Genomic DNA, 15,120 nt, shown 5'->3' with positions numbered 1-15,120 from the left:
AACATACCTTCTTTATGCTTGTAAAATCCCCAAAAATGCTGCAATAATACTAATGATAATAATCCAAAGCAAAATTGTGTTAACTTTATAACCCTTCTTAATTGCCCAATAAACTATTCCTGTGGCAATCACACCTAGCATATCGGGCATGATTCCATCTAAAACTGACATTAGACTAATTGCTGACTTACCTGAGCCAATTGTTAAACCAGTTTTGACAGTAACCATTGTTGCAATCATTGCACCAATAACTAACAGACCTAAAGTTGCTGCACCTTGGAAAACTTTATCTGTAATACCTAATTTTTCGAATCTGTTTAAGGCTTTCATACCTGAGTCGTAACCCCAGTGTACTCCATAATATCTAACTAAAATATTGGGAATATTAAAAATCAACAAGAATAAAATCGGTGCAAACAGATTACCCGTTAATGCCAGCGAACAAGCTATGCCTCCTGCAAGTGGCCGCAAAGTTCCCCAAAATACCGAATCTCCGATACCAGCAAGTGGTCCCATCAGCGAAGCTTTTACCGAATTGATTGAAGCTTCATCAAAATTCGGATCGTTGGCATTTTCTTCTTCCATAGCTGCCGTAATACCAAAAACAAAGGGACCAAGCATTGGTGTAGTGTTAAAAAACTCAGCATGCCGTTTTAAAGCATCAGCTAAGCGTTCTTTTTCTGGATAAAGTTTCTTAAGTGCTGGGCCTAAAGCATATTGTACGCCCTGACTCATTTGCCGTTCATAGTTAAATGAAGCATTTATTGTGAAAGAACGCCAGAAAATTTTATTTATATCATGTTTAGTTAATTTCTTTTTATTTATATCAGAAGTCATCATCATTATCCTCCATTTCAACTGAATCCAGTTGAGGTTTATCATTATTTACTATACTTAAAGCTACAATTACTATTCCAATTAAAGCAACGCCTAATACAGGAACTTTTAAATATGCTGCTAAGACAAAGCCTAGTAATAAGTATGGTGCCACTTTTTTATTTATAAGCATGCTAGTCAATAGTGCAAAGCCTAGTGCGGGTAAAATACCAGCGGCAATATTCATACCATCTATGATAAATTTAGGGATAATTGCTAAAAATGACTTAACTACGCTGCTTCCCGAGTAAAAACAAACTGCCAAAATTAACGACATTAGTATGTCGTATGATAAAAAGCTAATCAAATGCATTCTGTCTACACCAGCTACATCACCCTTTGCTGCATAGTTATCTGACTTATGTAAAAAGAAAACACGCACAGTTAAGTAATAAAAATTTTTCAATAACAGAGCAACTGTCGCAATTGGAATAGCGAGTGCCAGTGCAGCTGCTGCCCCAGATCCTGTCTTAATAGCAAATGCTGTTCCCAAAATACCACCAGCAGTAATTTCTGGTGGCAATGCGGCACCAATTGTAATGTTGCCCATAAAGGCAAGCTCCAAAGTAGCTCCAACAATTAGGCCGGTATGTAAATCCCCTAAAACAAGTCCTACTAGCGGTCCCATAACTATTGGTCGCTGAATCATAGAATTGCCTAATCCACATTCTAAAAAGCCAATAAATGCTACTACAAAAATTAAAAACGCTTGCAACATTATTTTTCCTCCTACTTATATAAAATTTTTTTAGGATCACTTGGCACGGCCTGAATGTTAACTTCTTTACCCAAAGCCGCAACTTCTTTGAGCAATTGTTCATCTTTATCTGTCACGTTTACCATCTTAGACAGCGCATGTGTTTGGGATGTAGCCTTAGTTCCTCCTAAATTGATTGCTTTAATTTGACTAACATTCTTGGCAAGAATCGCTGCTGTTTCAACAGTTGGTACTACAATCATCAAACGGTATTTATCAGTTTTTCCCGAATTAATTGCTCCAATTGAGTCCTTCACACTTTTAAAAACAAGTTTTACACCTTGTGGTTTGCCCAAACGTAAAGTCGACTTACGCAAATCGTCTTTAGCTACGTTATCATCAGCAATCAAAATACAATTTGGCTGCAACTGTGAACTCCACGAAAAAACCACTTGACCGTGTAATAAACGATGATCTACTCGTAATAACAAAATCATTTTTTCTCTCCTTCTAAAAGTCTTCTTCAACTGCATTCTTACTATTCACAGTATTCGGCAACAGCATTTTCACCGTATCTTTACTAACTTCTACCGTTTGCTTAATTTGCTCAATACTAACTTCACTGTCAAGCAAAACTAGGCTTAAAACTAGGGCCACATTCATCCCGCTAATCAAATAAACATCCTTAAATGCTAACTTTTCAAGAGCTAATCGATTAACACTCCCCCCCAGCAAGTCAGTTACTACGATAAAGGGAGAATGTTCATTCGCCAGTTTCTGTATGAATTCTAATAAATCTGGCCCATTCTCCAAATATGAATCAAATGCAATTAAGTTAGACTGCTTGCCAGCAAGCAATTCAATTGTACTTTTCATTCCACTTGCTAGTTTTCCGTGACTTAATAAATAAATCTTCACTTACATTTCTCCTTATTCAAAACATTAAATTACAACATCTGTAAGAATTTTTAATAAGAACTTATTTAGCACGCTTTATTACCTCCTTTTAAGTCTTACTTATTCAATTTATAATTAGCAAATATTGTGCCAAGTTATACCATTCAACAAAAATCGGCAACAAAAAAATAGTGCTTAAAAATTTTTTAAGCACTTCTTTACTATAAATAATCTTCTAGTAGTTCAAAAATTAATGATATTTCGAAATTATTTATTTTAATATTATATTTCATCTCAATTGGTTTAAAAATGGTATTTGAAATTAAGGCAAATTCTTTTTCAATGTCATTTTTAAAAAAAATTTGGTTATTTTTATCCTTGTTTTCACTCAAAAGGATACGTTCAATCATTAAAGAAAGATGCATATATAGATTCAGCTTTATTTTTCCACTAAAAGTTACACCATAATATTTTTGGTATTTAGCAGCTACAGCTTGCACTTCATCAATGACCGTATTTGGATTAAGAAATTGCAACCTTTCTTTTATTCCCTGAATAGTCAAAAATTTTAAAAATTTTTCAAGCAGATTATCCACATTTTTACTCTCTTCTCCTGAATCCAGGAGATAAGTTTTTAGTTCATTAAACCACTTCTGATCCAAAATATTGTAAATATTGATAATAGGTATATCTAATTTAATTTTAAAGTCAGTAGTTGTAATAATTAACTGAGTGTTTTTAAAGAAACTACTGTCATTATTGTCTAAAAGTTCACGAAGCTTACGGTAATCCATTGTAATTATCTGTTTCTTGGTTGAAAGTGTGCCTTCAATGATATCCTTAATTGCCTGAGATAGGCCCGCACCTGATAAACAGGAAATAATAATATTATCTTGATCTGAAAGCCCTTCAAAATATTGTACACCTATATACTTACCGTAATTTTTAGCCTTTTCAGTAATGTCACTAAAAGATTCATCCCGTTGTACGCGAATAGCTATGTCCAGAGCGGAAGCGGTTGTTAAATTATTGATTACAAGTAATTTCTTATTTGAAGCGTGCTTGATTTTCGTAAACATTTGATTTAATGAGCCCATATCAAACAACAAAATAATTCCATGATCATGTGCTTTTTGGGTTTGTAAATAATTCTGGACACACACGTTTATGTCGTCAACTGTCGCATCTATTGGCATATCAAATGCTTCAAAAACGTAACTTTTTGCCAAATTATTAACTATTTTCTGAATACTGGTAGCTGTTGATTCTCCATGAGCAAGTAAAATGCAAGTATAACGAATTTCTTCTATTGGATTGATTAAATCTGAAAATAATAAAATAAACCACAAATAAAAATTAGCATAATTTTTAGGTTTAAAATAATTTAAAAATTGCCGATAAATATAAAAAGAACGCGGATAGTTCTGCTCGAATAATTTAACCAGTTCCTTAGAATGTGCCAATGGCTTTTCCTGAATAAAACTTAAATTAAATGCAAGCACAAACAACTCGAATTCATTTTGATGTAGATTAAGTCTCAATCCATATTTATCACCTAAAACACTTTTAATTGCCTGTTTAATATTTCTACCAAATAATTGAGTTGGGATTGAATTAGCTATACGTGAAAGCGAGCGTAGTGAACGCAAGATGATTAACTTGCAATCGCTTATTGATGAACCTTTAGAAAAAGAAGCAATCAATTCATTTTGAATGTTTTGAAAACGCTCAAAGACGTAATCAGTTAATTCAGTTACTTCACTCCAATTAAAATCTGAATCAATTATAGCAAACCCGCTGTCAGCTGCTGAACCAATTTGAATAATTTGAGCATTTGGATACATGGTGTATCCCTTTGAACATAATATTTTTACTTTATTACCTAAAGTACCTATATTTCCAAGATAATTTCGATTGGCTAAATCCATAAGCAAAGTTTTTGAAACTGAAAACTTTTTCTTTGTTTCGGTTGCTTCATGTTTAAAACACTGTGCCACTATAGCAACTCGTTCGGTCAACGGACGATCAATAAACTTAGGCAGATTTATGTGAAGAGGTATTCGCCGTAAAAAAGTCTTTAATAAGCAATTATCTAAATTTTCCGTAGTTGCAAATATTAATCGAACATTTACTTTATGCGGATGACTGACCTCCCCTAATGGATAAAAAGTACAATTATCCAAAAGAGAAAATAGCTTTTCCTGATCGGATTTTGACAAACGATGTACCTCATCTAAAAAAAGGTAACCATTATTGCTTTATCAAGCAATCCTATAGTATCTTCATCAGCACCAGTAAATGCTCCTTTTTTATAGCCAAATAGAACTGATGATAGCAACTCAGGATTGTTAGCATAATCTGCAGTATTTAGAGTAACAAATCTGCCATTTTTTTGAATTTCATCTAATTCTAGCGCCCTTTGATACATGAGTTTGGCCAAAAGACTTTTACCAGTGCCGCTTGCACCTGTAATTATTACGGGTAGACCATGTGGTGGATACAAAATCGCCTGAGTTAAAGCTCGAACGTGGTATTTAAGACTTCCATCAGACCCAATAATCTGATCAAATACTGATGATTCAGCTTTAACAATCCAATATACTGGACGCGTACCATGCTTTTCTACCAGATTTTGTTTAAACAGTTTAGCTAAATAGCCGCTTACTGCACTTCGACTAAGACCGGCTATTTGGGCAATTTCTTTAGTTGTCAATAATTTATTTTCTTTCTGAAGTAAACGATATAAGTGCTCAATTGCTTTCATATTTTTCCTTTTTAGACATTAACTTAAATTATAAACACTACTTAAAGCGCTTTTTCTATTTTTAATGCTTATTATAAAGAATTATATTTAGATATGTACTTAAGCAATCAAGATTTATTTTTATTTAAATTATTAACTAATTTAAGTGTACTATTAAAAAAACAGCACTTTAATAATAAAGTGCTGTTTTTTAAATATAAAGTTCTGAGTCATAACAAATGAGCTTTTGCTGGTTCACTTTTTAGCCAACTGGCAAGGAAGGCAAATCCAAAAATAATTACGGCAATTATTGCTGTAAAGATGAATAAACCATTCCCACTATTAAGGGCAATTGTTTGCTCATCATCTAAAAGGCGACTTGACTCATTAACTTGATTACACAATCCAAAGAATAACATGATTAGACTGCTCAAAGTTAGTACGCCATTAATTGCTGTTAAAATTTTTATTTTCGTTAACTTCAAAAAATCATGTCCTTTCTTTTGATTTAAATATGTGAAATTATATACCTTTTAGAAATAAATGCAATACTTTTGTTTAAAAAATTCGCATTTATTAATTTTTATATTAATACCCTTTCTAGTAAGTCTAAATACGTCAAATAACCCACAAAGAAACAGTCACACTGCTTGTTTATGACCATTCACTGGCCAACCATTCTTGAGCTAACTTAAACCAGTGGGCCGCATGCGGATTTTCCTGCCACTCGCGTCCTTTTATCACCATATCCTTACGGGCTAATGAAAAGCCGTGACCACCACGATTGAAAATATGAATCTCACATGGCACATTTTTGGTATGTAAAGCAGCAATATATTCCATGGTATTTGTCACTAATACAACGGGATCATCCCACGCATGAAAAATAAAGGTTGCAGGCGTTTTTGCAGTTACACCCAATGCACTATTTTTAACAAACTCATCTGTCGGTACCTTGCCCTCCTCTTCAGCGGGGACATCAAAGCCAATTTTAGCTAAGTTAATTAACGGATACCCTAAAATAGTCTTAGATGGCAAAACGATACTGCTGGTAAAAGAAAATTCTTTTTGATATTTAGGAGAGTTAGCCATGCTATTGGCAAAGCTGGCCACGTGACCGCCAGCTGAAAAACCAACAGTAACAATTTTCGCTGGATCAATATTGTATTCACGCGCGTGATCACGAAAGTACTTAACCGTAGTCAATACATCTAGCCCCGCATCCGGATAGATATCACCTTCATCTTGAACCAAGTTATATTCCATTACAACGCTGTTGAAGCCGCAGTTATTAAAGGCAAGTGCTACCGGCTCGCCTTCTCGTAAAGACAAGTGGTCAAAACTGCCACCTGGAATAATAATGGCAAGCGGATGCTTAGGAGTCACTAAGTCACCAATTGAATCTAGAGTATAAGTATGAACTTTAAACTCCCGCTTGTTAAAGTTAGTTAACGTTAAATCATTTACTTTCATTTTTTCACCTCACGTTTAGCCATCTTTTTTGCTAAAAAAGCAGTCGATAATGGCACAGTTAGTAATACACCAATCAATGAATACATAATAATAAGCGTTTCATTGACAAATAATTTTTCATTTAAAATTTCACCTAATGTGTAATTGAGCCTAATATACCACAAAAATAGGGAAAGAAAGCTACCAAACATGCCAAATAAAATGGTATTCATCGCTGTTCCTAAAACATCGTTGCCGATTTTTGCCCCACTATTCAGTAGTTCTTCATGGGTAATCTCGGGATTGTGCTTTTTAATTTCTAATAATCCAGAACTCATTGCAACCGCCGCTTCCGCAACCGCTCCAAGCGTTGAAAAAATCGCAACAGCTACGGCAATTAGCGGATAACTTAGCCCCGGCATTTGTGATAAACCAACGAGAATCTCTCCTGCTTCTGGGCCTAGACCAGCAGCTTGTGCCAGCCATTCGAATCCTAAAATCAAACAACTGACAACTAAACACACAATTAGAGCAGAATAAAATGAGTTTTTCGCTACTTGATAGTCATGCGTTCCCAAAAAGATTATTGTCACTAATTTGAGTGGAATAAAAATCAAAATTAACACGGGAATGCTGATGCCCCATGAAATCAGAATTGCCAGCAAAATTAACAATAAGGTGTTAATTAGCACACTGAAAAAACTACGAATGCCAGTTTCACCGCCAATAACCGTCATTAATATTGCCAAAACGATTATCAATGCCATTAATGTGTTCACTTTTTATTCCACTCCTTCCATTTTTGACCTTCTAAGAAGAACAAACTGCAGCCAGTCGCGAAAACGACCGTTAAAACAATTCCGATTGCGGAGATAACGCTTTGCGTTACTCCTAAAGATAAGGTGAAGCCAAAGGTGGAACTTAAAGTGTTGTTGTCACGTAAATAAATAATTGTTAGCGGCAACGCTTCAGACATGAAAATCAGCACTAACACATTAATCAGTGGTCCCATAATCTCTTGGCCCATTGTTCGGCCACTTTCAATCAGCTGTTTGGCAGTCAGATCTTTTTTAGTCTGAATTAACTCATATAAGCTTGAGATAATATCCGTTGCTTCATCCATCACCGCTCCTAAAATGCCGAGCAAGGTCTGCGCTAGAAAAATGCCGCGGGGATCTTGGGTAGCGTAATCGCCAGTTTCATATTTGATTTCGGACTCTCCCGTAAGGCGCATAATTAAGTAGCACAAAGCAAACGAAACAAAGACTCCTAACAGCGTCGCGGCCCAGGTCGCCAGCATTTTTTTATTAGGTCCTTGAACAAGCAATAAGCTGAAAAAGGAAAAGACGATGTCAGCAAAGCCAAAGAGCAGCACAATATACGAGCCGTTCAGTTTAATATCGGTCATAATTACGAGGTAAAACAAGAGCCAGCTCAAAGCCATGGACGCAATCAGTCCCAGCGTGTTTTTACCAGAAACGGCCACCATTAGTGTCGCCATAACTGTCAGTGCTAAAACCAACACCCAATCGCGTTTGGGCGTTTGAATAGCCGGATCATTATGTTTAATATTGACAAAAATCCGCTGACCAGCCCGGTATTTTTGCGTAATCAATTGCGATGGGTAATAATAATTGACCGTTCGGTAAGTTTGGTTCTTATGCTTGCCAGATAAAACTTTGAGGTGAAGCACCTGTTTTCTAGTTTCGTCCTTGTTGTTATACACATCCGTACTTTTTTCAACTAAAGTGTCCTTAATCGTGCGGTCCGTAATTACTGCTACATCATGCTTAGTGTAGATGTCAGTGGCAAAATAAGTACACGCCGTCAAGGCCAGTCCAATAATAGCTACAACTAGCGCCAACACATAGCGCTGCTTAGTTTTTTTCAATGTAATCATCCTTAATCTATACTTGTCTACTGTACCTCAAAAGCGGATATCATAATTAAAAGTTTAACTTAAGTTTGCTAAATTTGGCATTAATAAAAACGGCTTTTTTTAAAAGTCGTTTTTACTTAATCTACATATCAATAAATTTTTGCCACCAGTGCTTTTTTTCCGGTTTTACTTGCATATCTGACAATGTCCGGTGCGCATTAACCGTACTTTTTTGAGCGTTTTCCTGTGCTTTTGACAAAATTTCATCATGCACTTCTTTGCTTGATTTTTGTTCATCATTAGCAACCTGCGCCCGCTTTTCAGCAGGTGTCAGTGGTTTATTTTCTTCAGCAAAAATTGGTGCAGTTGCCAGATCATCGGTTACAATTCCTGAAATATCAGGTAAGCTAGCAAAATCGGCTTCTTTGGCAGATGAATTTTCTAACTCCTTCTGTCTTGTTAGTAGATCTTTATTCTGCTTTTCAATTCGATTTAACTGCTTTTGTAATTTCGCAAGCGCTGAATTTTGTTGTCCAATAGTCTGTTGCAAGGCATTAAGAAGTTTCATTACCTGCGGTGTGCTCATCACTTCATTGTTAGGTTCGTCCACGGCATTTGATTCTTTTGCGCTTTTATCACTCACAGCAAAAATCTGCTGTGCCGCTTCTTGCAAAGTAAGGCCATTTTCCTGTGCTAACTTATGAAAATCCTTTAAGTCTTGAACATCCTTTTTACTATATAACCGGGCATTTTGTTTGGTTCTAGCGTAATAATCAGGCTTACCGGCAACTTTTTCAACTATTAAGGAATATTTGCGCAAAGTGGCAACACTAATCTGCAATTCCTTAGCTGTTGCTGCAGGGGCGGTCAATTCTTCAAAATCATGCTTATCTTTAGTCATAAAATATTACTCCCAGCACAATCTAATTAACCGATTTTATGTAGCAACGTCTTTTTATGCTCATAACGTTCTTGGCCGATTTCAATTAACCGTGTGATTAATTCGGAATAAGGAATACCCGCTTCTTCGAACAGTTTTGGATACATACTAATGTTAGTAAAACCTGGTAATGCATTGACTTCAGTCAAAACAATCTTCTGGTCACTTTCACGTAAAGTAGAGTCAACCCGAGCCAAACCACTACATTCAGTTGCTTGGTAAACTTTTAAAGCATTAACCCGAATTTTTTCAACAATTTCTGCTGGTAATTCGGCTGGAATCTGCAGCGTTGTGGTGGAATCATCATCATATTTATTTTCATAACTATAGAAGGTTCCCGCAGCGTTAATAATTTGACCTACCCCAGAAACAAGCGGCTTGTCATTGCCTAAAACAGCAACTTCAACTTCAGTACCATGAATCGTTTCTTCTACTAAAACTTTATCATCATACCTAAAGGCATCGGCTAAAGCTTCACGATATTCTTTCTCGCTTGTAACATGGTGAACCCCAACAGATGAGCCTTGATTGGATGGCTTAACAAACAAGTCGCCACCCAATTTTTCGCTTACTTTTGTGTAATCACATTTAGCATTATTTTCTTCGTCATATTCAAAGCGTTTAATTGCAATCCAGTCGGCAACTGGAACACCAGCTCGTTGCGCCAAAATCTTGGTAAATTCCTTATCCATTGTTACTGCAGCGGATAGAACATCGTCACCTACAAATGGTTTATCCAAAATTCTAAATAAGCCTTGCAGGCTGCCATCCTCGCCTAAGTTACCGTGGACAATTGGGAAGAAAACATCGATTTCAGGTAAATTAGCTAACTCAATTAGATTAGAAATATTAGCGACTTTGTGCGGATTTTGCACCGTATAGTGTGGATCTTTAAGTACCTTAAAAGAGTCTGCTTCACTAGCTAAGTACCCGTCATTGGTAATCCAAATCGGGTGAACATCAAACTTATCTTGATCAATTGCATTATAAATATTGTGGCCTGACATAATTGAGACTTCATATTCGGATGAATTGCCACCAAAAATTAGGCCAACCTGTGTTTTCCTAGTCATTTTATTTTTACCTCTTAATTAATGTTCTAACTTTTTAATTATACGGCAATGTAAGCCTAAAAAAGCACAAATTAGCCGAATTTTAGAAATATTTTTTTAATCCGAACCTAAATCTTAAAAAACATGAGTAATTTTTCAATTAGTTAATAGTCCGCTTTTTTTTATTGTGAAAATTCGTTTTGCTCTTAATCATTTTGGCTTTTAGTCCAATATTTTTTCCGAACATTATTGTTGGCTATAAAAGTCCCCAAGTTACTTGGTAAATTTTATTAATTTTAGTGGGATGCTTAGTTGGATTAGCAAAATCGTGCAGTTGGTGGTAGGCAACCGTCACCAAAACATTGTTATTACTTACACCCTGAATGCCTTCAACTTCCGTATAATAGCCTGGAATTGCCAATTCTGTTGCAGTTGTCAAATCAACTAATTCCCAACCGGCAGCGTTAATTTCGCCCCACGGAATTTTAACAATTTTACGATCAAAGCCAGCTGTATCAGTAGACGGCTGGCTAGAAAGATAAAGATTAAACTGGTCGTTATGATTAACAACATAATGATCAAGGGCAAATCCTTGCAAAGACCCTACCTGTCCTTGATTACCAGATAAAGTTGGAATTTTAAAAGCGGCAAGGCATTGTACAGTTGTTATATCAACATATTTGCTGGCAGTTGTGGCATGATCCAAGGCATCATTAATTGCACTCAGGCGGTATAGTGCAAAGTAACCATTATGATCGTTATCTCCGTATGCAATCAGAAAATATTGACCATCAGGTGAAACGGCCGCCTCGACGCGGGCAAATTGGTCACCCGCACAACCAACACCAAAGTCGCTACCTGCATGATTCAAGTTAGCTAGCCGAGGTTGCACGCTTGTATTAGAACGATATTTTTGTGCGTGCCACAGGGAAACCCGGGCAATCTGCTTTGACCAACTCGACCACGTACTGCTCATATTAAGGTCATTTGGCTTAGTTCCCACAAAATATTGACCAAATTTATTCGCACATTCAAATGTTTGAGTATGCCCTGCAGCAGTTCCCGTCATGAACAACACCGGCTTATTTTTATTAAAGTTAACATTTTGACCATTGTGGCCGCGATAAACAAAAGTATCACCAGCAACATGTTGCAAGGCATAAGTATAATTCTTGCCGATCGTCGCTTTTTGAACAACGACTTGACGCAAATCACGGTTAACCGGTCCAGTAACGCCGTCCCAATCATTAAGATTACTAACTAATTTCAGCTTAACATTTCTTGCTCGTGGTATGTTTGGGTTAATCATATTTAATAAACGCTCTTTTCTACCAGCTTTTCTTAAATTTTTGTTTTGTAGCTATCTAAAGGGCATTTTTGCCTTATAATATTTCATAGTCAGGAGGCGTCTTAAAAGATGTTACGCAAATTATCTATTATACTTACCAGCTTACTTTTCATTTTTCCATTTAGCGCTGCAACTAGTCACGCGGCTAATTTCACGCCAAGTGAAGCAAACCAAATAAAGCAATTGCAGCAAGAATATGCTGCTTTAGATAAAACTCCTTTTAACGAGGATAACCTCTATATAAATAAGCCGCAGCTCAATCGCAAATTTAAAGAAGGTGTGCTAACCCCGACTTATCTTAGTGATCAATTAGCTTACATTAATTATTATCGCGGACTTTTCGGCTTAACACCAATAACTGAGGACAAACAAGATAGTCTTGATGCACAAAAAACGGCCGCCGTTTTGGCAACCTTAAATGCCAATCCGTTAATTAACCAGCACAACCTTCCTTATGAAAAAAGGCCGCACAACGTTAGCAAAGCGATTTGGCAAATCGCCCGCTCCACTTCCAATTCTGCTAATCTTAACTTTAATACTCATGACCAAACTGCAGGCGATGTAATCACCGATTTAATTACTGATCGCTATAATTTATCCGGGCCAGACACAGGACACCGTGCCTGGTTACTCTCAACTAGACTGACTACAACCGGAATCGGAGCCGCCTACGGAAAAAACGGTTACCGCTATTCTGTTCAAAAAGTTCTTAATTCAGCTGACGTCTTTCGCAAGCCAAGTCAACAGCAAGTTATCTATCCTGGTTCAGGCGTTTTTCCGCTCGAATTAGTCCAAGGACAAAACATTGCTTGGTCTTTTTATAGCTCCGATCAGGTAATTAAAGAAATTCCGCAAATTACTATTACCGATGAGGATACGCAAACAACTTATCAAGCTCAAGAAGTTCACAATTATCATAATTCCGGCTATGGCAATTTTACAACCATTATTACTTATTCTCCGGGAGCTACTCCCTTAGTTAATGGACATGAATACCGGGTTGATATTGCGGAAATTCTTTCTTATCATTTCAAGCTCTTTCGACTAAGCAACTAATTTATGACAGAAAAAGCCACGGAAATTTTACTTCCGTGGCTTTATTTTGCTATTTTAAATACTTTGCAACTGCCTGTAATAAATCAGGTTCATTATTAACAATTGTCCCATTTAGCTTAATTAGTCCCGTTGTATAAAGGTTTATGTAGTGAAATTGATTTTCAGCGATTTCACTTAGTGCAGCTAATTTTTGCTTATTATTACTGCCCTTTTGTCGTGTATCCGTGTACAGACCAATAATTGGAATTTCTTTAGCGTAGGCAATACCGATTTCGCTTGCTACCCCATTATCAATACTGAGACCATCAAGAACGGCAACCATTAAATCACTTTGAAGGAGCTTATCAGTATCGGCCTGAGCAATCATTTCTGAATCGGCATACGCTTCTTTATCATTAATTGCAGCATTTTCCTGCGGTAAATATAGATCAATTGCAGGATCTAGTTGACGAATTTTAGCTGCTAATTGGGCATTATAATTGATTTCTGCCTGAGAAAACAGAGCATTTGCAAAGTAGATTTTCATTATTAACTCCTTATTTTCGTAATCTTCTGGCAAGACAAGCCTACCTAAAAAACTTTCTAGTAGTCAAGTACTGATTTAAGCGAACTAACGCTAAATTAACTAGCTAATTTCCTGGTGCTGTAAATTCCCATAAAATAGCACTTAAAATGTAGAGAGCAACCCCCACAATTACAAAATCCAAGAATATGCTGCTGCTAATTTCTAAAACATAGCCAAAAACAGCAATTTCTCTGACATTAAAAACTGTTGGAACAAGTGCAATGATTCCTGCAATCAACATTAACCAAAAACTTGCCCACATAACTGCACCCATAATAGTATGGGTTAATTTTTTCGAAGTCATTTCTGTGCGCAGGTCACCAATAAGCGAGCGCAAGCTAATAGCAGCCATAATTAACACAATAATGTTAAGCAGCAGTAATGCCGTTGCAACATTACTGCCCACCATTACAGTATTTAAACTAAACGCATCAACTACTTCATATGATGCATTACTACCTTGCTCTTTTAATTTTTCTTGAACCAATTGTGCATCACTTGATGTTCCCTGGTCAATATTTAAATTAATGTCGAACAAAATTTGGTTAGCTAAATTTAGATTATTAAACTTAAAAAAAGTACCTAAAGTATAATCAATAATATGATCAGCAATCGGTTGCGTTTGCTTAATAGTCAAAAGATTAGCACTTCCGTTTTTATTGGCACCAATCTCGTTAGCAAGTGTATCAAAGTGCTTGTTAACTTGCCTAACAATGATGGCTTCATTATTGTTAGTTCTAATCTGATTCTTCATGAAAAAAGGATTGAGAAAAGTAAGCGTAACCATAATAAGCGCCATAATTAAATAAATAATAAAGGACAGTACTTTTGGATGTTGGTCATTCTGTTTACGAGATACTCTATGCAGATCATCTCGTGCGCCATTTGCCATATTTTTCCTTCCTAACAGACGATCTCTTTTTCCCCATCAAACATCGTGTCAATTGCGTGGTGAATTGCTTCAATATCAGTTGATTTAATGATCTCATGACCAATTTCAAGAGCACGGTTAACCTGTTCTGGCGTACAATGCAGGAAACTATACATTAATGAACTAGTAGCGTAATCGGCCAGCTGCTCGGCAGACAAACTAAATCTTTTACTGTCGTGGTATAGGCGACCAACACCAGTTACTACAAATGCAATGCCATACTCTACTTCATTTAAATCAAAAGCATCTTCATCAAAGATTTGGTTATCTTTTACCCAGCTATTAAGCATTTGACTCCATTTATCAAGAGTTTCATTACTACTGAAAACTTCAGAAATAATCCGCTTAAGTCCCTTATCAAAGATTCCCAGCATCGCAATCGTATAAATAAAAGCCTTAGTTCGGGCACAAATGTTGCCTTCCTTAGCATGGTTGAATTTTCTTACCTGTTTATCTAAGGTATTAAGAATATTGCGAATCACGTCATCTGTTAATTTTGCTTTATGAGGATAATATGATTGGAGAAGAGATTTTGAAATCCCTGATTTTTCTGCAATCATTTGAAATGACACATTGTCCATGCCGTTTTCCCTAATTAAATTGAAGGTATTACTTAAAATAATTCGTCTTCTTTTATAATTTTTCTTTCGTGCCATAATGGATTCTCCGTTCCTACGCATTTTG

At 36.2% G+C, this 15,120-nt stretch carries 16 protein-coding genes and 1 pseudogene; 1 reads left to right on the top strand and 16 read right to left on the bottom strand.

The features are described from left to right. Positions 1–12 precede the first annotated feature (12 nt). The 13 genes and pseudogenes from J3U54_RS07385 to J3U54_RS07325 all read right to left on the bottom strand — a co-directional run bounded on the left by J3U54_RS07385 (position 13) and on the right by J3U54_RS07325 (position 11,845). Positions 13–840 carry a PTS system mannose/fructose/sorbose family transporter subunit IID gene (locus tag J3U54_RS07385; protein ID WP_174683353.1) on the bottom strand — a complete coding sequence of 276 codons (828 nt, stop codon included), beginning with the start codon at positions 838–840 and terminating at the stop codon, positions 13–15. Further along, positions 827–1,594: a PTS mannose/fructose/sorbose/N-acetylgalactosamine transporter subunit IIC gene (locus J3U54_RS07380; RefSeq protein WP_103752793.1), complete on the bottom strand. Its 768-nt coding sequence runs from the start codon at positions 1,592–1,594 to the stop codon at positions 827–829. The genes J3U54_RS07385 and J3U54_RS07380 overlap by 14 nt, the downstream gene beginning before the upstream one ends. An 11-nt stretch (positions 1,595–1,605) precedes the next feature. After that, positions 1,606–2,070, bottom strand: a complete 465-nt coding sequence (locus J3U54_RS07375) for a PTS sugar transporter subunit IIB (RefSeq protein WP_103752792.1) — start codon at positions 2,068–2,070, stop codon at positions 1,606–1,608. Positions 2,071–2,083: 13 nt separating this feature from the next. Continuing rightward, positions 2,084–2,491, bottom strand: a complete 408-nt coding sequence (locus J3U54_RS07370; RefSeq protein WP_267385611.1) for a PTS sugar transporter subunit IIA — start codon at positions 2,489–2,491, stop codon at positions 2,084–2,086. A 200-nt stretch (positions 2,492–2,691) separates the two neighbouring features. Continuing rightward, the gene (locus J3U54_RS07365; protein WP_416381982.1) at positions 2,692–4,398 is read right to left on the bottom strand and encodes a PRD domain-containing protein; all 1,707 of its coding nucleotides are present in this window, start codon (positions 4,396–4,398) and stop codon (positions 2,692–2,694) included. A 192-nt stretch (positions 4,399–4,590) separates the two neighbouring features. Further along, positions 4,591–5,234, bottom strand: a pseudogene (locus tag J3U54_RS07360) (sigma 54-interacting transcriptional regulator); the annotation flags it as partial. 209 nt (positions 5,235–5,443) lie between these two features. Next, complete coding sequence (locus J3U54_RS07355; protein WP_103752789.1) at positions 5,444–5,698, bottom strand: hypothetical protein; 255 nt, start codon at positions 5,696–5,698, stop codon at positions 5,444–5,446. Positions 5,699–5,867: 169 nt separating this feature from the next. Then, on the bottom strand, positions 5,868–6,686 hold the full coding sequence (locus J3U54_RS07350; protein ID WP_267385609.1) for an alpha/beta hydrolase: 819 nt from the start codon (positions 6,684–6,686) through the stop codon (positions 5,868–5,870). After that, complete coding sequence (locus J3U54_RS07345) at positions 6,683–7,444, bottom strand: YibE/F family protein (protein ID WP_220220592.1); 762 nt, start codon at positions 7,442–7,444, stop codon at positions 6,683–6,685. Before J3U54_RS07345 ends, J3U54_RS07350 begins: the two co-directional genes overlap by 4 nt. Further along, positions 7,441–8,565, bottom strand: a complete 1,125-nt coding sequence (locus tag J3U54_RS07340) for a YibE/F family protein (protein WP_416381981.1) — start codon at positions 8,563–8,565, stop codon at positions 7,441–7,443. Before J3U54_RS07340 ends, J3U54_RS07345 begins: the two co-directional genes overlap by 4 nt. Before the next feature lie 121 nt (positions 8,566–8,686). Continuing rightward, a complete protein-coding gene (locus J3U54_RS07335) occupies positions 8,687–9,445 on the bottom strand; it encodes a transcriptional regulator (protein ID WP_267385606.1) in 759 nt (252 codons plus the stop codon). A gap of 26 nt (positions 9,446–9,471) precedes the next feature. Next, positions 9,472–10,557 carry a D-alanine--D-alanine ligase family protein gene (locus tag J3U54_RS07330; RefSeq protein WP_267385605.1) on the bottom strand — a complete coding sequence of 362 codons (1,086 nt, stop codon included), beginning with the start codon at positions 10,555–10,557 and terminating at the stop codon, positions 9,472–9,474. Positions 10,558–10,792: 235 nt separating this feature from the next. Further along, a complete protein-coding gene (locus J3U54_RS07325) occupies positions 10,793–11,845 on the bottom strand; it encodes a helveticin J family class III bacteriocin (RefSeq protein ID WP_103752783.1) in 1,053 nt (350 codons plus the stop codon). Positions 11,846–11,953: 108 nt separating this feature from the next. Between J3U54_RS07325 and J3U54_RS07320 the strand changes: the two genes are divergently transcribed. After that, positions 11,954–12,940, top strand: a complete 987-nt coding sequence (locus tag J3U54_RS07320; protein WP_103752782.1) for a CAP domain-containing protein — start codon at positions 11,954–11,956, stop codon at positions 12,938–12,940. Positions 12,941–12,989: 49 nt separating this feature from the next. Here J3U54_RS07320 and J3U54_RS07315 read toward each other — a convergent pair whose 3' ends face one another. The 3 genes from J3U54_RS07315 to J3U54_RS07305 all read right to left on the bottom strand — a co-directional run bounded on the left by J3U54_RS07315 (position 12,990) and on the right by J3U54_RS07305 (position 15,092). Next, entirely contained in the window at positions 12,990–13,466 is a 477-nt protein-coding gene (locus tag J3U54_RS07315; protein ID WP_267385604.1) for a nucleoside 2-deoxyribosyltransferase, read from the bottom strand. Between the two features lie 103 nt (positions 13,467–13,569). Beyond that, the gene (locus tag J3U54_RS07310; RefSeq protein WP_220235065.1) at positions 13,570–14,397 is read right to left on the bottom strand and encodes a hypothetical protein; all 828 of its coding nucleotides are present in this window, start codon (positions 14,395–14,397) and stop codon (positions 13,570–13,572) included. 11 nt (positions 14,398–14,408) lie between these two features. Further along, on the bottom strand, positions 14,409–15,092 hold the full coding sequence (locus J3U54_RS07305; protein ID WP_103752779.1) for a TetR/AcrR family transcriptional regulator: 684 nt from the start codon (positions 15,090–15,092) through the stop codon (positions 14,409–14,411). Positions 15,093–15,120: the final 28 nt, after the last annotated feature.

This window comes from Lactobacillus sp. B4007, from assembly GCF_026535895.1.
In the GTDB taxonomy this organism is placed as follows: Bacteria; Bacillota; Bacilli; order Lactobacillales; family Lactobacillaceae; genus Lactobacillus; species Lactobacillus panisapium.
The sequence above is the reverse complement of the archived record's forward strand: the minus strand, read 5'-3'. Positions and strand labels throughout refer to the sequence as shown.

Excerpts from the sequence above, each read along its gene's own strand:
- J3U54_RS07385 (WP_174683353.1), bottom strand. The coding sequence starts at position 840 with ATGATGACTTCTGATATAAATAAAAAGAAATTAACTAAACATGATATA.
- J3U54_RS07380 (WP_103752793.1), bottom strand. The coding sequence starts at position 1,594 with ATGTTGCAAGCGTTTTTAATTTTTGTAGTAGCATTTATTGGCTTTTTA.
- J3U54_RS07375 (WP_103752792.1), bottom strand. The coding sequence starts at position 2,070 with ATGATTTTGTTATTACGAGTAGATCATCGTTTATTACACGGTCAAGTG.
- J3U54_RS07365 (WP_416381982.1), bottom strand. The coding sequence starts at position 4,398 with ATGGATTTAGCCAATCGAAATTATCTTGGAAATATAGGTACTTTAGGT.
- J3U54_RS07350 (WP_267385609.1), bottom strand. The coding sequence starts at position 6,686 with ATGAAAGTAAATGATTTAACGTTAACTAACTTTAACAAGCGGGAGTTT.
- J3U54_RS07340 (WP_416381981.1), bottom strand. The coding sequence starts at position 8,565 with ATGATTACATTGAAAAAAACTAAGCAGCGCTATGTGTTGGCGCTAGTT.
- J3U54_RS07335 (WP_267385606.1), bottom strand. The coding sequence starts at position 9,445 with ATGACTAAAGATAAGCATGATTTTGAAGAATTGACCGCCCCTGCAGCA.
- J3U54_RS07330 (WP_267385605.1), bottom strand. The coding sequence starts at position 10,557 with ATGACTAGGAAAACACAGGTTGGCCTAATTTTTGGTGGCAATTCATCC.
- J3U54_RS07325 (WP_103752783.1), bottom strand. The coding sequence starts at position 11,845 with ATGATTAACCCAAACATACCACGAGCAAGAAATGTTAAGCTGAAATTA.
- J3U54_RS07320 (WP_103752782.1), top strand. The coding sequence starts at position 11,954 with ATGTTACGCAAATTATCTATTATACTTACCAGCTTACTTTTCATTTTT.
- J3U54_RS07315 (WP_267385604.1), bottom strand. The coding sequence starts at position 13,466 with ATGAAAATCTACTTTGCAAATGCTCTGTTTTCTCAGGCAGAAATCAAT.
- J3U54_RS07310 (WP_220235065.1), bottom strand. The coding sequence starts at position 14,397 with ATGGCAAATGGCGCACGAGATGATCTGCATAGAGTATCTCGTAAACAG.
- J3U54_RS07305 (WP_103752779.1), bottom strand. The coding sequence starts at position 15,092 with ATGGCACGAAAGAAAAATTATAAAAGAAGACGAATTATTTTAAGTAAT.